This is a genomic window from Agrobacterium sp. FDAARGOS_525, from assembly GCF_003938925.1.
Lineage (GTDB): Bacteria > Pseudomonadota > Alphaproteobacteria > Rhizobiales > Rhizobiaceae > Agrobacterium > Agrobacterium pusense.
Genome location: NZ_RKIU01000004.1, coordinates 1,076,363 through 1,100,254 on the forward strand (window position 1 = coordinate 1,076,363; position 23,892 = coordinate 1,100,254).

Here is a 23,892-nt window from a genome sequence, read left to right on the forward strand (position 1 = left end):
GGCATGAGGAAAAACAAAAATGAGAAGAAGTCACGGCGCTTTTTCGACGCTCCTTCTATCGGCCATGCAAAGGCGCGCATCCAGTTGGTGGAGATCGATAACCCTCACTACAGCCGAACTCATGCCGGTTTACCAGGCAACCCAAAGACGATATCGGCGGCAATGAACTTACGGGAAAGTCCGGTGGCTCTTATGGCGGCAAAAGGTCATCTCGGAGCGCACCACGTCAAAGCCGCAGAAAAATTCCGGCGCCTATGGGAGATACTTGGCGGCGCTGGCGCCGGATCATTCGACTACACCCGAGAGCCGGTAAACGGTGGCTGTGCGCGCGAGAGCATCACGGATTCACAGGTGGAAGCTGGGCAAGTGCTGAGGGTATGTCAATCTGTAATAGGAAAACGCGCTTTTTCTATAGTTGAAAAGGTTGCCGGAGAAGGTCGAACGATCGCTGAAATCAGCCTGACAAAGCGTGAAAAGACCACAAATGCTGACTATCTACGCGATGCTCTTGAAGATTTAGCAAAACATTGGGGTCTTATGACAAGGTCGAGAAAGGTATGAGCTTTGGTATTGCCAAGGTAGAAGTAGCTTGGTATTAAAAGGGTAGATGGCGATTTGCGCCGTGCAGCCGCCAAATCAGTTTCAGGAAGCGGCCAGCCAACTCGGGCATGGGCGGGCACGATAAAGAGAAATGCCAATCTCTGCCGCTCCTGATCTAATTCGCATGATGACGCGGTAATTAGCCAAGGCCGTCCTCCCCGCAAGGGTGTAGAGTAATCCGAGTGTTTGGCGCTCGGCATGCGAAGAAACCGGGGTTGGCAAGTGAGCCATGGCCTGACGATACCGGGTAGACGTGACGGGCTCATAATCCGCTCGTTCCGGTTAGGGTCTGACAGCCGGAGTGCATCCCGGCCCCCGTCCAATTCGCCCGCAAGGGCCGTGGTGTGTGCTACACCACGCTGAAGGCGGCGATCCTAACGTCGCCGGATGAATTCGCCCGATGGGCAACGAAGCGTGGGTTCCAACACGCCCCTCAGACCATTGGAACATCTGGCCCGGCACTAACGCCTGATGAAGCGAAAGCAGAAACGGTAAACCCGTCGCGTGGAGTCTCCCCAGCCGGGGAATAACTGGAGACCTAGGAGGGGCGCCAATTCGCCCAACAGGGCAACGGAATGCGAGGCGGCGCTGTAAAGCGAAAAGTCCGCCCCGGGCCAATACCCCGGTTGCACCCCTCGCAGCAAATCAGGAATCTCTAAAAGGCCAAGCGCGAAAATGCGCCGCTGAGTAAGGGAGGTATGGTCCGGATAATCCCCGGCATTCCTGACCAGAAGCACCGGGAGCGATATACCCGGAGAGACGTGGAAGCCGTCTCGCCTATCCGTAAGCCTTTAGGCAGGCATGTATCACCAGCCCCGCCCGTAACAAGGTGGGGCTGCAATCGTTTCAGGGGATGAGAGATGTTCAAGGGCTTGAAGCTTTTCAGCAAGACGAGCGACAAGAAGACATTCAACGTCGCCTCGTTCCACTCGCCTCACAGCCTCACTTGGTCGTGGATACTTAGCTTCCGTCGCCATGAGGTGATACGGCCAAAGTTCTATGCCCGCCGCAGCAAGGATGGCATCGGCGCAGGATTTGGCACTCTCATTTCCGCATATGCCTATCGAACCAACAACGGACTGACTTGGGACGTGTGCTTGTTCTGGCATGGTCTGCATTTCACTCGTCAATCTCCGATGTGGTATCGCGACATGTTTTGGCGCGCCGATGATGAGCGTGAGACGCTGAATCGGCGTGTTCGCCAGCTTGAGCGACAGGTCGAGGCGATGCCCTCGGCTGCTCGCAACCCCTCAGAAACTGGCGTTCATCTCCACTAACCCCATTCACCCGCCCACATGGAGAGAGCAATGCCTTGGTTCCGCAAGAAGCCTGTCGAGATAGAGGCATGGTGCAATACAGAAGATAAGCCTCATCGAAGCGAGATGCCCGGTTGGCTTTCTGAGGCGCTGGCGAACGGCACAGTATTTTGGTCTGGTGGATACCACGGCTACTTTTCGATCAAGACGCTCGAAGGTGAGATGCGTGCCGACTATGGTGACTGGATTATCAAGGGTGTCCAAGGTGAGCTATACCCGTGCAAGCCCGCCATATTCGGTGCCACCTATGAACCTGCCTGAAAGCCCGGCTGATTGGTGCCAACTTATTTCTGAGACGGTAGGCCTTCACCAAGGTACTTATCGATGCGGAGCCGCTTCAGATGTGTTGGCAAAGGTTCTGTCTTTACAGGGCTTCTCTGCTGCCATCGTTCGTGGAGAAGCTAATGGCATTGGTCATGTGTGGGTTGAAGTCGACGGCATCGTTTATGACCCGACGGTTGGGCAATTTAGCGGTGATGTCGCATATTCCGCGTTCCCCACCCCATGACCACCACCGAGCAAGAGCGGGAGAGGGAATATCGGTTGCGTTAGCGATTTGAACCAGCTTAATTCAGGAACTGCCGAAACATAGGATTAAGGTGAGGTTTAGATGAAAAAAATATTTGGGCCGTTTTTCTTTGCGTTTTTTGTGTTTCTCACTTTAGCGGCGTACGCTGAAGAAATACCAAAAGAAATACCTCTTCCATTTACACCGACTAAAATCATGCCTTGCGAGAATTGCTTCGATGTCGGCGGTTTCAAGACGAGGACACGCTGCAGTGAACTTGAAAAGCCCGCAGGCACTTGGGAAGAAAAGAAAATAGTCGAGCAAGTGAATTTCGTCACTCGACAGTATCTTGTCAGGCAGACAGAACCTTTCTTGGGCACAGTTATTTTTCGTCACAAGGATGAAGAAGCCAGTTACGACGTCAATATTACTTGTTCGTTTCCTTTGGTAGCCGAGGCCGCAGTTTCCATATCGAGGAGCACTAAGTATTGGGATGCGCGGAAAGCACCTTCGTTGTCGAGTGCGCTTGACGCTATCCATGCAAAGTACGGGAAACCTAACAATGAAGAGCTGAAGACTGGCGTCGCTAACATCGTTTATGTTCTCGGACCAAATTTTGAGAAAACGTCTCAAAAAGCAGTTTTTTACCAGCGTCCTATCTTGGATAATCGCGATGTTTACGCGGAAGAAATTTACGATATCTATCGATCTGGAGTCGGTATGTCGTTGACTTTCAACTTATACAACTGCCGGCAAGAGCCCGATCGCGTGTGCAGCATTTCGAGCTATTTGAACGACTATCGCACCTATTTGGTGGGCCGCAAAAGGTTTCAAGAAGAGATCGAAAAGTGGAAGCCACGGTTTGATAATTTTGTCGATTCACAAAGATATGGCAATCAGACTAAAGCGCCAAAGCTTTGAGCTGTTTTCGGAATCCGTATGCCCTTAGTCGGTGCAGAGCTACTCAGCGACCTCAGTAACGCGCAGAGGGTCGGGGTAAAAGGAGCTCAATTAGGTCGCCTTCGGATGCAGGAGTTGTCCAATACCGGACTGCTTCTATGGGCATGTAGTTGATGTAGCTATTTCCTCCTATTTTAGGGGTCGATATGAGCGAGAATGGCTAAGCTAACCACCCTCAAACCCCAGATCGCCACCATCAAGCCACTGATAGGCAGAGCAACAGGGGATGAGAAGGCAAGGCACCGTGAGCGCGATACCTCGCAGCAATGGCGCCAATGGTACAAGACCAGCAGATGGCAGAAGCTCAGATGGTCGATCTTGGTAAGGGATAACTTCACATGCCGGCGATGCGGCAGGGTCGATGTCTCCAAGAACGGTCTGCACTGCGACCATACAGAGAGACATGGTGGAGATGAGGCTAGGTTCTGGTCTGGTCCCTTCCAGACGCTGTGCGCGCACTGTCATAACAGCGACAAGCAACGCGAAGAGCGACGCGCATAGGTCTAGCCCTAAAGCAAATACCGGGGGGGTAGGCAAAACCTTGAAAAGGCATGTCTTTCTAGACCCGCGCCCCCCTCATGTGGAGATTAAATCCTCCTGTTTGATTTCAGGCGGTGAAAATCAAAGGAATCAATAATGCCAAGAGGCGGTTACAGACCTGGAGCTGGACGGCCGAAGACGGCGAAGGTCCAGACGAAGGTGGAAGTCAGGCGCGAGGCTAACAAGGCCAAGATGACGCCTCTGGAATACATGCTTTCGGTGATGAATGACGTGGAAGCGGAAGACGGGCGCCGTGACAGAATGGCAGTTGCAGCCGCGCCTTTTGTCCACGCCAGAGCGGACGAAGGGAAGCTTGGCAAAAAGGCAGAACGTCTTGGCCGCGCTGAGCAAGCGTCATCGGCTGGCAAGTTCGCCGTGCGCAATGCCCCAAAGTTAGTGGTCGACAATAAATGAAGTCTTGGACAACGGCCTTGCCGGACTGGGAAAGCCGGATTGTTGAGGGCGGATCGCTTATCCCGTGTGAACCTCTGTTCCCGGACGAGGCCAAGGACGCGCTAGACGTATTCAAAGCATTGCGGATTGTTGATGCCCCTGGCAGACCGACTTTCGGTGAGGCCGGCGACCAGTGGATATTCGATTTCGTCGCGGCGATCTTTGGTGCTTATGACGCGGAAAGCGGAAACAGGCTGATCAACCAATTCTTCCTCTGCGTATCGAAGAAGAACGGCAAGTCAACGATCGCCGCCGGAATCATGCTCACAGCCCTCATTTTGAACTGGAGACAGTCGAACGAGTTGATCATTGTCGCGCCAACGATCAAAGCTGCTAACAACAGCTTCAAGCCGGCGGCCGACATGATCCGTGCCGACCCAGAACTTGACGCCTCTGCTGAGGGGTTTTTGCACGTCACTGACCACCAGAGGACGATCAAGCATCTAAAGACCGGGGCGACTCTGCAAATTCTTGCTGCTGACACCGGAACGGTAGCTGGAAACAAAGCGGCATTTGTCCTGGTAGATGAGCTTTGGGAGTTTGGCAGCAAGCCGAAGGCAGACGCCATGATGCGGGAAGCGGCGGGCGGTTTGGTTGCCCGTCCTGAGGGCTTCCTCATCTCGATCACGACGCAATCGGACGCGCCGCCAGCCGGAGTGTTCAAGGACAAGCTGGATTACGCCCGCAATGTTCGGGACGGAAAGATCAACGACCCGAAGTTCCTGCCGTTGATCTACGAGTTCCCGCAGTCGATGATCGACAGCGAGGCATATCTGCATCCGGAAAACTTCTACATCACCAATCCTTACCTTGGGTACACCGACTGGGGCAGGGAGTGGATAGCCGACGAGCTCGTAAAGGAGCGTGAAAAAGGGCCGGAGACGCGCAACGTCTTCCTTGCCAAGCACCTGAACGTCGAGATCGGCATGAACCTCCGGTCTAACCGCTGGGCTGGTGCGGACTTCTGGGCCGCCAAGGCCGATGACACCATCGATCTGGAGAGCATTCTGGATCGTTCAGAGGTTGTCGTGGTCGGGATCGACGGTGGCGGCCTCGATGACCTTTTCGGGCTGACTGTGCTGGGACGCGAAAAAGGCTCCCGTGATTGGCTGTCATGGTCGCATGCGTGGTGCCACAAGGGCGTCTTGGAGCGGCGCAAGTCGATCGCCTCGAAGCTCAATGACTTCAAGCGCGACGGACTGCTGACAATCGTTGATGACGAGCTGAAGGATATCTCCGAAATCGTGGAGATCATCTCCGACATCAAGGCCCGCGGGCTGCTGGCATCGGTCGCTGTTGACCCGGCCGGCCTTGGCGAGATGATCGAAGCTTTGGCTGAGATCGACGTCACGCAAGAGGCTGGAAATCTCGTCGGCGCGCCTCAGGGCTACGCGATGATGAACGCGATCAAGACGGCCGAGCGCAAGCTTGCCAATGGCACCTTGAAGCACGCGCCATCCGCTCTGATGGACTGGTGTGTTTCGAACCTGAAGATCGAGCCCACGGCTACGGCCATTCGGGCGACGAAACAGAATGCGGGCGATGCAAAGATTGACCCTGTCATGTCGCTTTTTGACGCCGTGACGGTCATGAGCAGAAACCCAGAAGCACCGGGGGCCGGAATGGACGATTATTTCAAGAGCCTGGCAGGTGCAGCGTGAACGCAATCCAGAAGATCAAGAGCGCGATTGTTCGGCGCCTGACCGTTCGGGAGCCGGACGGCTGGTATCCTGACGCGATGCGCGGCGATGCGGGCGAACTGGTGACGGACAGAACCGCGCTGTCTCTGTCGGCTGTCTGGGCCTGCGTCAACTTGCTTGCCGGCACCATCGCCAGCCTGCCATTGATGGTCTATCGCACCGATGCGCAGGGAAAGCGCACAGTGGCGCGCGACCATCGGCTCTATCGTGTGCTTCACGACAGCCCGAACTATGACCAGACGGCGGTCGACTTCTGGGAGTTCGTCAGTGCCTCGCTCGAACTGTGGGGCAACGCCTATGCCCGCATCGAGCGCAGCGGCGGCCAAGTCTCTGGCCTTCATCCCGTCGCGCCGAACCTTGTTTCGGTTCGCAGGCTGAGCAATGGATCGATCGAATACCGCTGGACCGAGGATGGCAAGTCCTATGTCGAGACAGACGGTGCCATGATGCATATCCGCGGCTTCGGCGGCAACCCGCTTGGCGGCATGTCGACGCTGCATTTCGGCCGGAACACCTTCAGCCTGGCGCGGGCGGTTGATCGCTCGGCTGGCAGTACGTTCAAAAATGGTCTGCGCCCATCTGGCGTGCTGACTTTCGCAGCATGGCTGTCGCCAGAGCAGCGAGAGATCGCGAAAACCAATCTCGTTGAGAACTATCTCGGCGCGATGAACTCCGGTCGACCACTCATTCTCGAAGGCGACACGAAGTGGCAGCAGCTCACGATAACGCCTGAAGACGCGCAGATGCTGGAATCTCGCAGTTTCTCAGTAGAGGAAATCTGCCGGTTCTTTGGCGTGCCTCCTCACATGGTTGGCCGGACTGAGAAGTCCACCAGTTGGGGAACGGGCCTTGAGCAGCAAACCCTGGCGTTCCAGAAGTTCACACTTCGCCGCCGGCTGAAGCGCATCGAGCAGGCGCTGGAGAAGCAACTGCTCAAGCCGGAAGACCGAGCCAGCGGTATCACGATTGAGTTCAACCTTGAAGGCCTCCTGCGCGGCGATAGCGCGGCAAGGGCGAGCTTCTATCAGTCTGGCCTCACCAACGGCTGGATGACGATCAACGAAGTCAGAGCGCTCGAAAACATGCCTGCCGTCGATGGCGGCGATGTCCCGCGTATGCAGATGCAGAACGTTCCGATCACTCAGGCCGGAACGCAGACCCAACTGCCCCCTCCCAACGAGGAATGAACGACATGAAAACGAAGGATTTCGCCCTGCAGGTCAAAGACCTGTCGGAAGACGGCACCTTTGAAGGCTACGGTTCCATCTTTGGGAACATCGACAGCTACGGCGAAAAGGTGATGCCCGGCGCTTTCGTTGAGAGCCTGGCCAAGCACAAGCGTGAAGGCTCCAACGTCCTGATGCTCTGGAACCATGATGCCCACCAGCCGATCGGGGTCTGGGAGGATTTGGCCGAGGACGCAAAGGGCCTGTGGGGCAAGGGCCGGTTCCTGCTTGATATCCAGCGGGCGCGCGAGGTCCACACGCTTGCCAAAAACAAGGCCATCGGCGGTCTGTCCATCGGCTATCGTGAGGAAGATACCGACCAAGACGGCGCCGTTCGGCTCCTGAAAAAGCTCAATCTTTACGAAATCTCTCCGGTGACATTCCCGGCCAACCGCCGCGCCCGGATCGAGAGCGTCAAATCAGAACGCATGGATGAGTTCGCCCGCCGACTGCGCGACGGCGATCCCATGCCGATCAAGGATTTCGAGGACATCCTGCGCGAGGCAGGGGTTCCGAAAAGCATGGCTGTTGCGATCGCCTCGCACGGCTATGCCAAGGCCATTCGGAGCGATTCCGAGGGCGATAAGGCGAATGACACGGCTGCGTTCCTGAAAGCTCTGCGGGCCAGCTAATCCCCAACATCGCTCTTAGGAGAAAACCATGAGCAACGAAAACAAGTCGGTGGCCGATCTCGCCGCCGAGATCAAGGCTGAGCAGCGCCAGGCGGTTGACGCTGTCAAGGCGATTGCCGAGGAAGCCCTTGGCAAGGCGAAGTCCGGCGAAGAACTGACGGCTTCTCTCAAGGAAAAGGCCGACGAAGCCCTTCTGAAGATGAACGGCCTGACCGAGCAGATGGCCGAGCTGGAACAGAAGATGGCCCGCGGCGGCAAGGGCGGTGACGATCCCGCCAAAACTCTCGGTGAGCAGTTCGTTGAATCGGAAGGCTTCAAGTCGTTCCAGGACAGCAAGTTCTCCAAGAGCGCACGCGGCGCTGACCTGAAGGTGAAGGCAACGCTGACGTCGGCGACGACTGATGCTGCCGGCTCCGTTGGTGACGCAATCGCCAATACTCGCCTGCCTGGCATCCTTCCGCTGCCCCAGCGCCGTTTCACCGTTCGCGACCTGCTTTCGCAGGGCCGAATGGACGGCAACACGCTGGAATACGTGAAGGAAACCGGCTTCACCAACAACGCGGCTGGTGTCGCCGAAGGCGCTCTGAAGCCTTCGTCCGATCTCAAGCTCGATCTGGTGACGACGTCGGCAAAGGTAATCGCCCACTGGATGAAGGCATCCAAGCAGGTTCTGGACGATATCTCGCAGCTCCGCTCGATGATCGACCAGCGCCTCCTCTACGGCCTCGCCTATGTGGAAGAAAACCAGCTGCTCAACGGCGATGGAACCGGCCAGAACCTGAACGGTATCATCCCGCAGGCAACCGCCTACTCGGCGCCGATCACTCTGGCTTCTCCGACCAGCATCGACATGATCCGTCTGATGATGCTCCAGGCGGCGCTGGCCGAGTATCCGTCCACCGGTATCGTGATGCACCCGAGCGATTGGGCGTGGATCGAGACGCTGAAGGACACCACCGGCCGCTACATCATCGGCAATCCGCAGGGCACCATCAGCCCGACGCTGTGGGGCCTGCCGGTCGTGGCAACCCAGGCGATGACGGTCGACAAGGTTCTCGTCGGTGCGTTCAAGCTCGGCGCCCAGGTGTTCGACCGCTGGGATGCCCGGATCGAGGCGGCCTACGTCGATGACGACTTCATTCGCAACCTGATCACGATCCTTGCGGAAGAGCGTCTCGCTCTGGCGGTCTATCGTCCTGAAGCCTTCATCTACGGCGATTTCGGTCGCGTGACCTGATCGGCTTCGGCTCATCAAGGAGGGCAGCTTCGGTTGCCCTCTCTATGAACCGAAGGAGAGCCATCATGAAAACCTATGAAGTCCTTCGCCAGCACTTCGGCGACAAGATGTACATGCCGGGAGACACCCGCGAAGCCGCGCAGGGCGAAGTTCAGCACCTGATCAACAACGGCGTGCTGCGCGAGACGAAAGCTAAGGCTGATCCCGCGCCGTCGAACAAGGCCGAGAAGGCCGCCCCGAAAAACAAGAGCGCTTGATCCATGCACCGTCCCGTCCGCGTTACCGCGCCAGAAGCGCTGCCAATCTCTCTCGAAGAGGTGAAAAAGGCCCTGCGCGTCGACAGCGCGGATGATGACGAGATGCTGACAAGCCTCATCCAGTCCGCGGTCGACCATTACGAAGGCTGGACTGGCGTGCTCGGCATCTGCCTTGTCGAGCAAACCTGGCGCCAGGCATTTGATAGGTTCGAGCAGTGCCTGCGACTTCCGCTCGGCCCGGTGATCGCAGTGGACGGCGTCAAGACACGCGACAGCGCCGGGACCGAGACGCAGATCCCGTCGACAGACTATGCCGTCGAGACGGATGCCGCCGGCCGATCATATGTTCGGTTCGTGGATGGCTTCACCATGCCGAGCGATACTGCGCTTCGTTCCGCAATCTCGGTCGAGTACCGCGCTGGCTGGCCTATCGTAGACGACAAGCCGACCGTCCCGGCCGACATACTCACCGCTATCATCGCCCGCGTCCAGATCGGATATGAGCAGACTGCGACCGATGCCGGCCAGACAATCGCCAACATGGAACGCGCCCTTATTGCCAAGTTGTCAATCGGCGTCGTAACGGGACCCCTTATCGGCTCCCAAAAGGGACCCCTGCCTCTAGTTGCATCGGGTCAGCGCGCGTAGGCCCGGGGCTCTCCATTTAGCGCAAGGGCCTGCGGGCGCGGGTTGTTTGTCTTTTCGGCTTTAGCTTTGAGAGCGGTTTTTAAAGCGCCAGGATTCGTTCCCGGTTTCCACGATCTCGCAATGGTGGGTGAGCCTGTCGAGCAGAGCGGCGGTCATCTTGGCGTCGCCGAATACGGCCGGCCACTCGCCGAAGGCCAGGTTCGTCGTGACGATGATGGACGTCCGCTCGTAGAGCCTGCTGATGAGGTGGAAGAGGAGCTGGCCGCCCGCCTGGGCAAATGGGAGATAGCCCAGTTCGTCCATGATGACGAAGTCGAGCCTGGTGATGAAGTCGGCCAGCCGTCCCTGTTTGCCGCTACGTGCCTCCGTCTCGAGCCGATTGACGAGGTCGACGACGTTGAAGAAGCGGCCGCGTGCGCCATTGCGGATCAGAGCACGAGCAAGGGCGATGGACAGGTGAGACTTTCCCGTGCCGGTTCCGCCGACCAGAACGATATTGTGCTGCTCGGCGAGGAAGGCCCCGGTTGCGAGTTGGCGCACCAGGCCTTCGTTGACCGGCGTGTCGGTGAAGTCGAAGTCGTCGATGTCCTTGGCCAGCGGCAGCTTGGCGACGGTGATCTGGTATTTGATGGAGCGCGCTTGCTTCTCGGCGATCTCCGACTGAAGCAGGTCACCGACGATGCGCGGCGGTTCGTGCTGTCGCTTGATGCCGGAGGCCATGATCTCGTCATAGGCGCTACGCATGCCGAACAGCTTCAGCGTGCCCATCATGTCGAGGATTTGGGATCGTTCCATATCAGCTTGCCCTCCTCAGGCTGTCGTAACGGGCGCAGTCGGCCAGAGGCTCATGGGTCAGGCGAAGCGCATCGGGGATGGAAAGGATGGCGGCCGGCTGCGGATCACGCTTGCGGGCCAGAATGTTGATGATGACGGCGGCCGAGAACACGCCCTGATCGATCGCCTCCTGGCAGGCCGCTTCGACGGCGGGGAGCCCGTCCAGGCCCACGCATTCGAGGATCGACACCATCTGCCGGTCGCCGTCATGCATTGCCTTCAGCCGGCGGCGCACCTTCTCCATGGCGGCGGGCAAAACCCAGTCGTGGAACGGCGCACCGTTGCGCAGTGCTCCCGGTTTGCGGGTCAGGACCGGCACGTAATGCCAGGGATTATAGATCGTCTCGCCACGGCCGAAGCAGCGATCGTGTTGGCCGATTTCCACGCCATCCTGCCGGATGACGATGCGATCTGCATAGGCATGTATCTCGGCAGGGCGGCCGACTGCCGTAGACAGTACCGAGTATTTGTTGTTGTCGAAACGCACGAGGCAGGTCTTGCCGATCGAGGCCTGCACAGCGTGGAAGCCGTCGAATTTGCCGGGATAGCCGACCAGGTGCGGCCGCTCCGCATCGAACACCTCCCAGATCGTGCGCTCCGTCTGATCGACGTGCTTATGAGCGCGGGCGTAACTGATGCACTTGTCCAGCAACCAGCCATTCAGTTCATCGTAGGATTTGAAGCGCAGTCGCGGCGTGAAGAAGCGTTCGCGCACCAGATTGACCTGGTTCTCGACCTGGCCTTTCTCCCACCCCGACGCCGGCGTGCAGGCCACCGGTTCGATCAGGTAATGGCTGCACATCTGTAGGAAGCGGCGATTGTATTGCCGTTCCTTGCCGACGAAGACCGTCTCCACCGCGGTCTTCATATTATCATAGATGCCGCGCGTGCAGGCCCCGCCGAAGAAAGCGAACGCCCTGTCATGGGCGTCGAAGACCATCTCTTGCGTCTCGCGCGGATAGGCTCTCACATACATCATCCGGCTGTGGCAGAGCCGGATATGCGCAACCTTCACCGTCGTCGTCACGCCGTTCAGCACGACAATCTCGTGGCTCCAGTCGAACTGGTAGGCCTCGCCCGGCGCGTAATAGAGCGGCACATAGGCTTGCGCCGTCACGGACCCGCGCTCCTTCGCCCATGTTCGGGCGTAACGCCGGACTGTGTCGTAACCGCCCTCGTAGCCGAGGTCGCGCAAGTCCTCGAATATCCGGATCAGTGTCAGCCGTTCGCGAGAAGATTTGGCCTCATTGGCGAGGAGCATTCCATCGAGCTGACCGCGCCAGGGGCCGAGCTTCGGCTGAGGTTGACGGGTCCGTTCGTATTTGAACTCCGTCTCATCGGTGCGCAAAACCTTCCGCACCACTTTCCGCGATATGCCCAACTCCCGGCAGATCGCCTTGATCGACTTGCCCTGAACATGGGCTAGCCGCCGTATCTTCAGAATTGTTTCCACAATAAGCATCCGAACAAAAAGCCTCCGATGAAACCGGAGGCTGTTGTAACCCCATTGCAAATGGGGGTCCCGTTTGGACGCCGATCACCCCATGTGCGGGGTCCTTATTCCATGCCTAATCACACTGCAGGGCGCCTTCGTGCAGAAGCCGGCCGTGCCGAAGCCCGAGGACGGTTCCTATAACCTCAAGCAGAACGTACCGCCGCTGTCGATCGTCATGGGGCGCGTGAAGAAGGGCGGCGACTACACGTTCCTCGAGGAGGCAAATGGTACGGCTTACCACATCACCTGTCTTGCCGGACATCGCATCAACGGCGTGCTGCGGCACTACCTGCATGATGAGCCAGTCACTCTCAGTGCCGGGAATAATGGCTGGGTGACGGCGCCTGAGCATTTTGCCAAGCCCTATCGCGGCTCCGGTAACTGGGTGCTGATCCAGTGGCATGCCGGTCTTGATGCGGAAACGGCCTATTCCGATGTTGTCTCTGCCTTCCCCGGCGTGTGGACGAACGATCATCGCGGCGACGGCCTTGCCACCATCCGCATGTCCTGCTCGACGGTCACGCAAGAGGATTATCTTGAGATTTACCCCAACCAGATGCCGGAGCATTCCTGCGTTCTGGAAGGTGCGCTTCTCTATGATCCACGGCTGGACTCCACCGTTCCCGGCGGCTCGGGCGGGCAGCGGACCAGCAACCACAACAGCTGGTCATTCTCGACCAATCTGGCGCTGATGCGTCTGCGCCATCTGTGCAGCCCGTGGGGCGGCAAGATGAGCTATGACCGCATGTACATGCCGGACTGGATCAACGCCGCGAATGTCTGCGACCAGATCGTGGTCAATCGCATCGGTGGTGTCGAGCTTCGCTATCACGGCGGCATGTGGTTCCGCACGAACAACGATCAGATCGAGGTCGGTCGTTACCTCGATGAGGCTGGCGAGCTGGTGGTTTATGAGCGCGCCGATGGAAAGATTGGCGTTCATGCAGGCCAGTTCGTAGAGCCGGATATCACGCTCGACCAGGACCATATCTTTGCGATCCGCGTCGACAAGAACAAGCGGCTTTCTTCGACGGTTCTCGCGGTGCGTGGCCGATATGTGAACACCGACAATCATTTTGTGACGGAAGACGCTGCGATCTACGGCGACCCTTACGGCGAGTTCGATGAAACCGAGCGCACCAAGACTTTCGACAACCCGGCCATCCAGTCGCACAACCACTGCCAGCGCAAGCAGAAGCTGACCTTCATCCGCGCCAATGCCCGCAAGGTCTCGATAACGGCGAACTATAGCGATGCAAAGAACTGCGCGTACCGTCGGTTCATTCGCGTGCATTATCCCAGCCGCGGACTTGTGAATGCGATCATAGAGATCACGTCGACGGTGACACTCGATCTCCGCAATATGCGGGTTTCGTTCTCCGGTATCGTTGTTTCGTCCGACCTCTACGCCTTTGACGCTGCGACGGAGGAGGGTTCTCCGGGCAACACGGTCACTCCAGTTGCCCCCGGTGGCGTCCCCATGCCCTCGGGCTTCGTTGCATCCGTGCAGACTGAGGTGGTTTCCGGCGGTGCGTCTGCGGCTCTCATTGTCGGCGAATGGTCGTTTCAGGCGCTCATTCTCAATTACGAGATGGAGTATGAACCGGTTGATGGTTCTGCAGCCGCGCAGTCGGTCTATTCAAAGGCTGGCGATACGGAGGTCAGAACCCCGTATCTTGTGGACGGCAAACAGTATCGGGTGCGGCTGCGGACCTGGGGCGGTGGCACCAAATCGGAGTGGACGGACTACCAGCTGCTGACGGCGGTTGCTGATCCCACGCCTCCTGGTCCTGTGACGGACGTCACGGCTACCGAAGGCACAGGGCAAGCGCTTTTCCAGTGGACGGCTCCTAACAGCAGCAACTACTTCGCCTGCCGGATCTATCTCAACACGTCGAACAGCTTCTCTGGAGCTTCACTCGTAGCAACTGAGTACGGGCCGCCGAGCGCGATCGACCAGCGAGCGATCCTTGGCCTGGACGAAGACGATTACTACGCCTGGCTCGTCGCCATCAATTCATCAGGGCGGCCCGCCACACCGGTTCCGACCGGCATATTCACCGTCTCCTGACGGCCCAGCAACAAACAGATCAAATTCGGCGCCTGCATTTGCGGGCTGCTTTCGCATGGAGAAGAAAGATGGCTGCACCTCGCGGTTCTGAAGTCTGGAGAGATTACGTCACTGACGGTATTCCATCCTCCGGCGCCAATAAGCCTCAAAAGGCCGATATCCGCTCGTGGTCAAGCTGGCTTGAAAGCATGGTCACGTCTGGCGTTCTTTCGTCCGGCCCGTGGTTTGCCACGAGAGCAGCCATGACGCTGGGATACGCTGCCAATACCGTCGCCATCGTTTACAACGATCCCACGGCGGCGAATAACGGCCTCTACATCAAGTCTGGTGCCTCCGGATCAGGATCGTGGACGCAACTGACATCGTTCCTTCCTGGCTATCAGTTTGTGACAGCCTCCCCGACCGGAGCAAGCACGGCCAACGCCATCGTGGCGTCTACATCTCCGCGTCTGCCAGCCGGAGACGGCGTTGCTCTCGTCACTCTTGCCATCCCCGCAACGAACACGGCTTCTCCGGTCACTGTTCGGTTCGACGGCGGTGCTGTGTTGACCATTAAGACTCGGACCGGGGAAGATCCGGACGCTGGAGAGCTCCAGCAGAATGACGTTGTGGCTGGATTTGTGTCTGGCGCGACGTTCCGCCTGATTTCTGACCTGAACTCACTCCGCAATTTTCAGTCAGCCAAGGCGTGGGCGAACAACGCCGAGGACGTGCCGGTTCCGGCAAGCCTCGGCGGCGATGGCGTTACCACATTTTCTGCAAAGCACTGGGCGGCAAAGAGTGAAGAGGATGCCGACCGGTCAGACTTGGAGGCTGATCGGTCGGAAGTGGCTCGCGCCGGCTCCGAGTCTGCTCGCGACCAGGCTGCCGGCTACGTCAACGATATCGTGTCGGAAAAGGAAGTGCCGATTACGGCCACCCGTAACGGGATGGAGGCTCTGGAATTCCCGGCTGGGATGAACTCTCTGGAAACCCGTGGTTATGCCGTAATGGGTGTTGGTCGGGCAACTTATGTCCGTGTCAATGCCGAGCCATCTCATGGGCTTAAGGTTCGGTCCGCAGACCGCTTTTTGCCGAATGGCTCGGTAGACCCGGTTAATGGGGGCTGGTGGGAGGTTGCCGAGAACTTGCTTACTCCTCAGATGTGCGGGGCTAAGGGTGATGGCGTCACCGATGATACCGCCGCCTTACAAAGATGGCTCGACGCTGGGGGTGGCACGGGAGTAGGAAATTTTCTTCTCACAGGCCCCATCTCTCGAAAAGTGAACGCTGGGCGAGCCCCTTCCATGATCGGCCAGGGCGCCGATAAGTCGGTATACATCTTCGGCACGGCAACCGCATCCATAACTATCGCAGGCGACAACCTACGCATCACTGACAACTGGTTCTTGCCAGCGGTGCCCGGTGTTGATGAGGGGCTCATCCTCGGGGACAAGACTAAGGCCTTTCACTCGAACAGGTTCTGCATCAGGGGCAACCAGTTCGGCCCAATGCGCAGCAGCGACAACTATTTCAAGCGAGCGATTTCGACGTATCGTCTCTGGTATTCGGGGATCACCGGCAACTCGTTGCGCGCCAAGGATCAGCAAGTCGGGGCTAACTTCATCTACGCAGACGCATCTGTGAATAATGATGTAAGCGGAAATGCCATGGAGTTCGGAGGCACCTTCTTGGAGTGGGCCGGCAATGGCTCCCCGAACTACAACGAAGGCTGGATGGTCATCGGCAATAAAGCGGCCGGTATCACGGACTTCTTCAAGAGCAATGCCGGCTTGTTGGCAACTATCACAGGTAACGTGATCGACATCGTTCATGAAGATGCGATCACAGCTTATGGTAGCCGTCACATAATCACGGGTAACTGGTTTGGCCTGTCGGCTGCGAACAAGAACGCAGTTAATATCTATGCTGGCGTTGACACGATTGTTGCTGACAACATCTTCATCCTCCCTCCGGGGGGCGACGGTGTTCGCTTGTATGCCGTTAGTGGCGTCGGGGCGGATCGCGTCAGCATCCAGGGTAACAAGTTTGTCGGCGGCGCTCGCGGGGTTGTAAGCGTCAACCCGGTTTCTCATCCATTCATCACGGATAACGTTTTTCTCGGGCAGACTGTTGCCAAGCTGGACATCGCGAACACGGTGAACTCCCGTATTCGCGACAACATCTATATCGGTTCTTCGCCATCGAACATGCCATCCGCTACAAGCGGAACTGTTATTAGGGGCGAGGTCGCGACTGACGTTGTAGTCCAGCTCAACGGTGGAACTACTCAAAGCTTCGCTGTGGGCATCACGTCGGGCGTCTTCTCAACAAAGCCGCGCGTCGTTTCTTGCTCTTGTACCTCAGGTGTGTCTGTAGATGTGTTCTACGACTACGAAACATCGACACCGACATCATTGGCATTCATCGTTCTGCCGCGAACCGGAACGAACGTGCCTTCGGGCCCGGCCCGAATCTCTGTGCATGCGATCGAGAACTGATGCCCAGTTAACTGATCGGGTTTTCCCTCTGAGCATCACGGGCACCGATCTTCTCGGCGTAGACAGACAGCAAATCTTACGGCGCGAGTTCAGTTTGAAATAGCGAATAGAGGCGTCGGAAATTCGCAGATCATCACAAATAACTTCGGAGCAACGCCATTTGCGTTTACGACCGGCGCTGTTGACACCTTCGTTGCTAATGATCTAACGCTGCGCTGCCAACTGGCCAATGCAGGCGATACGATGACCATTGAGAGCTATTTGGTTGAGGTTCTGCCCGGGGCGTGAGTGGACCCGGCCTTACCAGCGTAGTACGAGGTCAGAGCTTCGTGCATTTCGTTGAGGCGATCTTTCGCTTTGCCGAAATGCACGAAGAAGTTTGACCGATCCATCTCAAGAAAATACTCCCGAACGGATTTAGCGAGTTCATCGGCCTCAGGGTTTGCTGTCGTCTCGACTTTGGGCGGCTCGCCTAGAGCTTCCTCATCGGTCAAGTTGTACCGCTCAATGTAATCATCGCAAAGGCTAAGAAGGGTTTCGTGGTCAGGCGCTATGGGGTTATTCATCAGCGTGCTTCCAGTTGTTCGGTTACAATGTTCACGGCGGCCTTCTATAGCCATCTCGTTCGTCGCGCAGGGTAAGTTAAGGATAGATCTCTTCGAGATCAGAAACAAGCTCTGCCTTGTTTTAGCATCGTCTCCCTATCGCCCTTATTGACTCTACTAGAACGTGCTATTAACCGTTTTCAGGTCATGTCCTGGTACTAATAATTCAGGTCAAGTTTTAGTACACTCTGGCCGGTCGGCAAAGCGTCCTGATAAGTGAGGCGAATGATGGCCGGAGTCTACCCTCCGCGTGCCTTGAAGGAATGAACGTGAATACACATACTGATAACCCTGCGAGATTCGATGCTCTTCCAGGCAGTGAAATGAACCAAGCCATAGCTTCCGTTATCACGAAGTCTGGTTTGTTTGACAGCCAGTGGTATCTTGAGAAATACCAAGACGTTAAAATTTTGGGTATTGACCCATTAGAGCACTATATATGGATAGGTGCCGCGATGGGTCGCCTGCCCAGCCGGGCGTTCACCTTGGCCGACCTTCCGGGGACGGGGGTGTGGGATGAGCGCCGGGGGCAGAATCCTCTTTACTCGTTTATAATGAAACACAACATCTTTATGGATCCAGAGTATTATCTGGTGAAAAATCGTGATGTTCAAAGAGCCGGGTTTGATCCTGAGCGCCATTACCTTAAGTACGGTAGATACGAAAAGCGGTTTCCAAATCGATTTTCTGAGCTTGCTGGTCGCCTTGATGCTGAATGGTATAAAGCAAAGCATCTTGGCGATTCAGATCAATCTCCGCTTTTTCACTACATTAATGAAGGTGTTAAGCAAAAGCTGAAGCCAGCAGAATCACTTATTGCTTACAACCCTCATCGTCGTTACACGGAGCCGGAATACGGCGGCGTGGATGAGCCATACCTGATGTTCGATGCTCCGTGCGAGATCCCAGAAGGCTTTAATTTCTCTGTTGGAGTGCATATACACGTGTTCTATCGCGAGCTTTTTGATGAGCTCGCCATGTATATCAGTAATATCCCGGTACCGTATACCGCCTACGTCACTATACCGGAGGGACATATCGACCTCGGTGACATGGAGAGGCAAGCTCTAAATAGACTGATTGGTGCTAAAGAAGTGATAGTCCGGGCAGTCCCGAACCGAGGTCGGGATATTGCCCCCTTCATCGCAGGCGTTGGCAAAGACGCTCTAAATCACGACCTAATGTTGCACGTTCATACAAAGCGAAGCCCCCATAACCCTGGTCATGCGGGATGGCGCCGATATTTGATGCACTATCTTTGCGGGAACGCGTCTGTCGTTTCGCAGATATTCTCGTCATTTCACCATGACCCAAACTTGGCAGCGTTCTTTCCGCCATATTTTCCCTCGGTGAGAAATCAACCTTCATGGGGCACGAATTTCGAAAAAACGAAGTCCGTTGGTAGACTTATTGGGTGTGACATCATGCCTGAAAAGTGCCCCGACTATCCTGCGGGTTCGTTCTTTTGGATGAGGGTCAATGATTATCGCCGGCTTTTCGACGGATCTCTTTCGTTGGAAGATTTTGAAGAAGAAGCCGGTCAGGTTGACAACACAACTGCCCACGCCATTGAGCGTTTGTTTGGCGTCATCCCGTTCTCTTCTGGCAAAACCGTGGCCATGCGGTATATAGACATTGCGCACAATCTTATAGACTACTACCACTCCAACCGTGACTTACCCAGCCAACAAGATAGAACCGATGACGTAAAGAGCTATCTTGCAGCAAAAAGTTCCCGTACCCACAGGGCAAAAATTGCGGTAGCGACCGCTATTACTGGCGGGTTCGATCCTCTGCTCCTGCCGGATATTCTGGAAGCAGATGTCGATTATGTATGTTTCTCAGATCAGGACATAGACGGGTATGGTGTTTTCGAAATCCGGAAGCTTGACTACACTAACAAAGACAAGCGTCGAATAGCTAGATACGCCAAAACTCATCTCATTTCACTGTTACCAGGCTACGACTACATCTTTTGGATAGATGCTAACATTCAGCTGCGATGCGGAGTGGGACGGTTTATCGAGGGGCTTAAATCAGCTGGAAAATCCGTAGGTGGTATACATCATCCGGTGAGGCTTTCTTGCTTCGAGGAAGGGAAAGCGGCCATTGAGCAAAAACTCGATGACGCCGAGTTGATTGCGGCTCAGCTTAGTCGGTATTCTGCGATCCCCAACTTAGGTGGCGCGCGATTGGTCGAAACTAATTTTATGATTTTCGATTCAACGAACAGCAAGACTAAGACTTTCACAGATTTGTGGTGGAGCGAGATTGAATCCAACAGTCGCAGAGACCAGCTAAGTGTTAATTATGCACTTATGCAGGCGGGTATCGACTTATATCCGCTTTTCGAAGAAAACATGTGCACACGGGACTCCGGGTGCTTCTACCTCTATGACCATGGGTTGGCACCTACACCGATAGTCAATCAAAGGTTTGTTCACACACTTCCGGCGATTGCCGCCTCTCACGACAGCGTCCCGTCTGACGCCGCTACATTGAAAAGATTCACTAGTGTTCAGGATCTTCTTACATCGTCGGAAGACGGCGAAGTCATTTTTGATGTTGTCCGTTCTGGTCCTGTAAATCAGGGGGCCGTTGCGAACGATATTGACGGCACGTCGAAGCAATCACTACCAAATGGAGTGTCGCTTTCAAATTGGCTACCATCCGTATGGTCGAAGGAAGAATGGTTCGCATCTGTTGGGTTATCAAGGTTGCACAATGCGTTGTGCTTCGGTGGCTTGATAGACAAAACCTTTCCAGACGGACACGAGAGTGGCCAACTTCTACTGACGCAAGACCGTAAGCTTGTGGAGGCTTCATTCGGTGTCTGGAATGGCGAGCGCCTACTTCCTCGGAACCTGCTATCAAAAGACTCTGATGGCCGGTTAAAGCTGAATTGCAACCCTTCTCAGGCTCGCCTAGCAGGGGACTACTTCCTTATAGGAAACGTGCAACCCCATTTTGGTCACGCAATATTAGAGGGATTGTCTCGGCTTTGGCCGATGTACCGATCAGTTCCGCTTCCTGCTGACGTGAAGTTTCTCGTCTATGAACCATTTCTGCGAGATGTTCAAAAGGAGTTGTTATCGCGCGCGGGAGTTGATTTGTCCCGAGTGGTTCACGTTCCCAAAGATGGGGTGACGGTTGAACGCTTATGGGTAGCTGATGCATCCATAAGATCGCATCGATGGGTGAGTGATCTGCAAGGCGATGTTTGGAGAGCTGTTTCAAGCACAGCGTTCGACGGTAAACCGACCCGGCTGACCTATCTCTCTCGTTCACGAATTGCAGAGAGACCACTCATGAATGAAGCTCATGTAGAAGCAATTTTTGAAAAGAATGGCTTCGATGTTGTTCATCCGCAGGAGCTTTCTTTGGGAGAACAGTTGCGATTGGCAGCAGAGTCTCGCATCATCGCTGGCCCCGTGGGCAGCCAAATGTATCTTGCTGCATTTCAAAAGTCTAACACATCTAAAATTGTGCTGGCTCCTAAGAATTTCTATGCGAAGGATGATCAGATGATATCTTCTGTGGTTTGCGGCTCGTGTGATGTGATATTTGGGAGTGAGATCGATAACTTCGCTGATAGAAAGGACCGTCAATGGACAATCGATACAGAACAGGTGGCTAGGGGATTGGCTGCTGTTTTGTAGGCGTATGCAAAAGTACCGCGAGTAATCGAAGATATAGACGCGAGTCTGAGGGGCCGCGTCTATATTAGGCTTTTAAAATGTGTTGAACGCCATTCTGAAGGCTAAACGCGCCCCCGCCCTACCACTTCTTCTGGTCCCATTTTTCGCGGTGAGCATCGTGGCTTTTCTCAAATTTGGAACCAGGTTCTATTCTCGAGCGGTTTCTTATCCATTGAACGCCACGACGGCGAACCTCTGCCGGATTCCCACCAATGACACAGTTGCTTTCTTTGAAACTGCGGGTCACGACAGCGCATGCTGCAACAATATTCTCGTCGCCTATCACGGCTTTCTTGGTCAGATAGGCGCGCTCACCTACCCAGACATGATCACCTATGGAGATATTCCCGCCTATGTCTAGATAGTCACCGGTTTCCAAATCGAATATCAAATGGGGAGATTCGCTGGTGCGCATTGTGATCGTGTTAGAAAGCATACAGTTGTTACCGATGGTCAAGCGATCACCACTCCCATAGACGAAAAACTGGCAGTTGGGCTCGCAACTGCAATATTCTCCGATCGAAATCACGGCGCCTTTGGCGGGGGCCTGATTGCCGACAAAAATTCTAAGATTATTTAAAAAGCTGTCCTTACGAATCCTAACGTGGTTATGGTCGCCACATATCCTCAGTTCAACGGAGCTAGGGAATGATGACTCTTCGATAATCACTATGTTGTCATTTCCAGCGATGAATCCGCTAACTTTTAGACTATCGTCAATCGTTACAAGGTTTCGCTGACCGCGATTGTCAATGGCCACTTACCACTCCTGATCGTTGAATTTTTTTCAAGCACGGATACATAATGGGTAACACTCCAAATGTGGCTGAATTCGATGTTTTCGCTCTAGCGTTCTATCTGTTTGAAACAAACCGTTACCCATCGCGGCCCACGGTCCAATCGTCAAGTTCTTACGCGCTAAACAGCGCCTAATCTTCTAGTAAGTTCAGTAGGTGCTTGAACGGTGCAGCCGCCGGACTGTGAATTGACGGCGCCTCGGCCAGCGTTTCGTAAAGAGCGTTTACGATTTCGTTCCTCTGGAGCGCTCCCGAACTTATTAGGGCATTGATGAGTGTGGATATTATAGCGGTTTGGCCGGTTATCACACTCAGAAGTTCCTCGTTGGTCAATCTCTGTTTCATTGTTGTCTCCGGCACGAGTATAGATGGTTCATTTAAACCATCTCACTACTAGCAGGATCAGCGCTACGCAAACAGCGGCGGTCGGCCAGAAGTCGGTCGTTCCGTCCCAAGACCAATTCCAGAAATAATACCCCTCGAGGTGAGGCGGAGGCATGTGAACGGACACCTCGTAGTCGCGCTTTTCGCGACCATGGAAGTGGCCGGCAGCAAAAGCCAGTCCAACTATCCAGGATAAGCGCCAATTTAGAAGCGCCCTGAATAAAGCGGCAACGATAGCCGCCATGACGAGCGCTTCAAGGATGTGGCCCGCCCAGTCCCAGTGCTGCTGAACATAGTTCCAGTCAATCATCTATCGTCGCTCCCTTGCTGGATGGGTTCATAAGCGACAATCCGAAACTTACAATCTAGGAGACTATCATGGCTCGGGAAACGCTTCCCGTTGCGCTCGACCTTATGTTTGGTCACGAGGGCGGCTACGTCAATGCAAAGACGGATCGCGGCGGCGCAACAAAATACGGCGTCACCCACAAGACGCTTGCAGCACATCGTGGCGTTGCATCTGTCACGGCCGAGCAGGTCAAGGCAATGACGCGCGAGGAAGCAGAGGAAATCTATCGCCGGTCCTACTGGACGCAGAGCGGCGGCGATCTTCTGCCCAAGGGCCTCGATTACGCTGCCTTTGACTTCGGCGTGAACTCTGGACCGGCAACCGCAGTACGGCGCCTGCAAAAGGTTCTCGGGGTTCGTGAGGATGGCGTTGTGGGCGAGCAGACGGTGGCTGCCGTCAAGGCATACCCTGGTGGTATCGCCAAGCTCATCCACGCCTATTGCGACGAGCGCATGGCTTATCTCCGCAGTCTGACGAACCCAAAGACTGGCTTCCCGGCCAATGGTCGTGGCTGGACCATCCGTGTCACCGGCAAGGATCCGAAAGGCCAGTGGGCCGATCAGCTGGGCGTCGTCGGCAATGCCGTTCGCCTGGCTACACTCAGCGCCGATATGGTCAAGGATGTGAAGGTGCCGGAGGAAGGCAAGGCGAAAGCTGATGTCCGAGACACCGGCCTGATCGAGGTGATCAAGAAACCGGAAGCTTGGGGCCCGCTTGGCGGCTTCCTGTCGGCGGCCGGCGCAATCTTTGCCGGATCTGGCCCAGTGCAGTGGGCGCTCGCCGCGCTGATGATCGGCGGCGGCATCCTCGGCTTCATCTATCTCGTTAAGCGGGTGAGGGCAGCATGATCTGGGCTCTCATCCCCAACTGGCTCAAGATCGCCGCTGGTGGGCTGCTGTGCGCCGTTCTGCTGGCCTCGGGCTCATACTGGCTCGGCAAGCGAGAAGGCCGCTCACAGACCCAGATCGAGGCCGCCAAGGAAGCGCTCGATCGCATCAACGAATTGGAGAAGAACAATGCGTCTTTCCGCAGTCTTACGGATCGCGGCCGTTGCCTCGTGTTCATGCGCGATAGCGGCCTGCCAGACAGCGCCTGCGACTAA

General features: G+C 55.8%; 22 protein-coding genes. 17 read left to right on the forward strand and 5 right to left on the reverse strand.

What is annotated here, in order from left to right; translation table 11 throughout:
- The first annotated feature begins 3 nt into the window (after positions 1–3).
- The 12 genes from EGT36_RS21365 (at position 4) to EGT36_RS21425 (ending at position 10,077) form a co-directional block, all read left to right on the forward strand.
- Entirely contained in the window at positions 4–561 is a 558-nt protein-coding gene (locus EGT36_RS21365; protein WP_125271039.1) for a hypothetical protein, read from the forward strand.
- 899 nt (positions 562–1,460) lie between these two features.
- Positions 1,461–1,877, forward strand: coding sequence for a hypothetical protein (locus EGT36_RS21370; RefSeq protein WP_125271040.1), 417 nt, complete (start codon positions 1,461–1,463; stop codon positions 1,875–1,877).
- Between the two features lie 30 nt (positions 1,878–1,907).
- On the forward strand, positions 1,908–2,177 hold the full coding sequence (locus EGT36_RS21375; RefSeq protein WP_125271041.1) for a hypothetical protein: 270 nt from the start codon (positions 1,908–1,910) through the stop codon (positions 2,175–2,177).
- On the forward strand, positions 2,164–2,424 hold the full coding sequence (locus EGT36_RS21380; RefSeq protein WP_125271042.1) for a hypothetical protein: 261 nt from the start codon (positions 2,164–2,166) through the stop codon (positions 2,422–2,424). The genes EGT36_RS21375 and EGT36_RS21380 overlap by 14 nt, the downstream gene beginning before the upstream one ends.
- A gap of 102 nt (positions 2,425–2,526) precedes the next feature.
- Complete coding sequence (locus EGT36_RS21385) at positions 2,527–3,345, forward strand: hypothetical protein (RefSeq protein ID WP_125271043.1); 819 nt, start codon at positions 2,527–2,529, stop codon at positions 3,343–3,345.
- A gap of 771 nt (positions 3,346–4,116) precedes the next feature.
- Positions 4,117–4,338: a hypothetical protein gene (locus EGT36_RS21395; protein WP_125271045.1), complete on the forward strand. Its 222-nt coding sequence runs from the start codon at positions 4,117–4,119 to the stop codon at positions 4,336–4,338.
- The gene (locus EGT36_RS21400) at positions 4,335–6,038 is read left to right on the forward strand and encodes a terminase large subunit (protein WP_125271046.1); all 1,704 of its coding nucleotides are present in this window, start codon (positions 4,335–4,337) and stop codon (positions 6,036–6,038) included. The genes EGT36_RS21395 and EGT36_RS21400 overlap by 4 nt, the downstream gene beginning before the upstream one ends.
- A complete protein-coding gene (locus EGT36_RS21405; RefSeq protein ID WP_125271047.1) occupies positions 6,035–7,264 on the forward strand; it encodes a phage portal protein in 1,230 nt (409 codons plus the stop codon). The genes EGT36_RS21400 and EGT36_RS21405 overlap by 4 nt, the downstream gene beginning before the upstream one ends.
- Before the next feature lie 5 nt (positions 7,265–7,269).
- Complete coding sequence (locus tag EGT36_RS21410) at positions 7,270–7,935, forward strand: HK97 family phage prohead protease (RefSeq protein ID WP_063950524.1); 666 nt, start codon at positions 7,270–7,272, stop codon at positions 7,933–7,935.
- Between the two features lie 28 nt (positions 7,936–7,963).
- Positions 7,964–9,172, forward strand: a complete 1,209-nt coding sequence (locus EGT36_RS21415; protein WP_125271048.1) for a phage major capsid protein — start codon at positions 7,964–7,966, stop codon at positions 9,170–9,172.
- A 65-nt stretch (positions 9,173–9,237) separates the two neighbouring features.
- Positions 9,238–9,429 carry a hypothetical protein gene (locus EGT36_RS21420; RefSeq protein WP_086132836.1) on the forward strand — a complete coding sequence of 64 codons (192 nt, stop codon included), beginning with the start codon at positions 9,238–9,240 and terminating at the stop codon, positions 9,427–9,429.
- A 3-nt stretch (positions 9,430–9,432) separates the two neighbouring features.
- On the forward strand, positions 9,433–10,077 hold the full coding sequence (locus EGT36_RS21425) for a head-tail connector protein (protein WP_125271049.1): 645 nt from the start codon (positions 9,433–9,435) through the stop codon (positions 10,075–10,077).
- 60 nt (positions 10,078–10,137) lie between these two features.
- On the opposite strand, the gene istB is transcribed toward EGT36_RS21425, so the two are convergent.
- Both istB and istA read right to left on the reverse strand, forming a co-directional pair.
- A complete protein-coding gene (gene istB, locus EGT36_RS21430) occupies positions 10,138–10,872 on the reverse strand; it encodes an IS21-like element helper ATPase IstB (protein WP_003501246.1) in 735 nt (244 codons plus the stop codon).
- Between the two features lies 1 nt (position 10,873).
- The gene (gene istA / locus EGT36_RS21435) at positions 10,874–12,373 is read right to left on the reverse strand and encodes an IS21 family transposase (protein WP_052821263.1); all 1,500 of its coding nucleotides are present in this window, start codon (positions 12,371–12,373) and stop codon (positions 10,874–10,876) included.
- Between the two features lie 130 nt (positions 12,374–12,503).
- On the opposite strand from istA, the gene EGT36_RS21440 reads away from it, so the two are divergent.
- Together EGT36_RS21440 and EGT36_RS21445 are read left to right on the forward strand one after the other, a co-directional pair.
- Positions 12,504–14,477 (forward strand): phage tail protein, encoded by a 1,974-nt coding sequence (locus EGT36_RS21440; RefSeq protein WP_286084282.1) that lies wholly within the window; start codon positions 12,504–12,506, stop codon positions 14,475–14,477.
- 68 nt (positions 14,478–14,545) lie between these two features.
- Positions 14,546–16,957: a pectate lyase family protein gene (locus tag EGT36_RS21445; RefSeq protein WP_125271051.1), complete on the forward strand. Its 2,412-nt coding sequence runs from the start codon at positions 14,546–14,548 to the stop codon at positions 16,955–16,957.
- A gap of 257 nt (positions 16,958–17,214) precedes the next feature.
- Here EGT36_RS21445 and EGT36_RS21450 read toward each other — a convergent pair whose 3' ends face one another.
- Positions 17,215–17,523 (reverse strand): hypothetical protein, encoded by a 309-nt coding sequence (locus tag EGT36_RS21450; protein ID WP_125271052.1) that lies wholly within the window; start codon positions 17,521–17,523, stop codon positions 17,215–17,217.
- 308 nt (positions 17,524–17,831) lie between these two features.
- Between EGT36_RS21450 and EGT36_RS21455 the strand changes: the two genes are divergently transcribed.
- Positions 17,832–21,221, forward strand: coding sequence for a rhamnan synthesis F family protein (locus EGT36_RS21455; protein WP_172965692.1), 3,390 nt, complete (start codon positions 17,832–17,834; stop codon positions 21,219–21,221).
- 118 nt (positions 21,222–21,339) lie between these two features.
- Here the strand turns inward: EGT36_RS21455 and EGT36_RS21460 are convergent, their stop codons facing one another.
- Together EGT36_RS21460 and EGT36_RS21465 are read right to left on the reverse strand one after the other, a co-directional pair.
- On the reverse strand, positions 21,340–22,020 hold the full coding sequence (locus EGT36_RS21460; RefSeq protein WP_125271054.1) for an acyltransferase: 681 nt from the start codon (positions 22,018–22,020) through the stop codon (positions 21,340–21,342).
- Between the two features lie 410 nt (positions 22,021–22,430).
- On the reverse strand, positions 22,431–22,751 hold the full coding sequence (locus EGT36_RS21465; protein ID WP_125271055.1) for a hypothetical protein: 321 nt from the start codon (positions 22,749–22,751) through the stop codon (positions 22,431–22,433).
- 68 nt (positions 22,752–22,819) lie between these two features.
- Between EGT36_RS21465 and EGT36_RS21470 the strand changes: the two genes are divergently transcribed.
- Together EGT36_RS21470 and EGT36_RS21475 are read left to right on the forward strand one after the other, a co-directional pair.
- Positions 22,820–23,638: a glycoside hydrolase family 108 protein gene (locus EGT36_RS21470; RefSeq protein WP_125270542.1), complete on the forward strand. Its 819-nt coding sequence runs from the start codon at positions 22,820–22,822 to the stop codon at positions 23,636–23,638.
- Positions 23,635–23,892, forward strand: a complete 258-nt coding sequence (locus EGT36_RS21475; RefSeq protein WP_125271056.1) for a hypothetical protein — start codon at positions 23,635–23,637, stop codon at positions 23,890–23,892. Before EGT36_RS21470 ends, EGT36_RS21475 begins: the two co-directional genes overlap by 4 nt.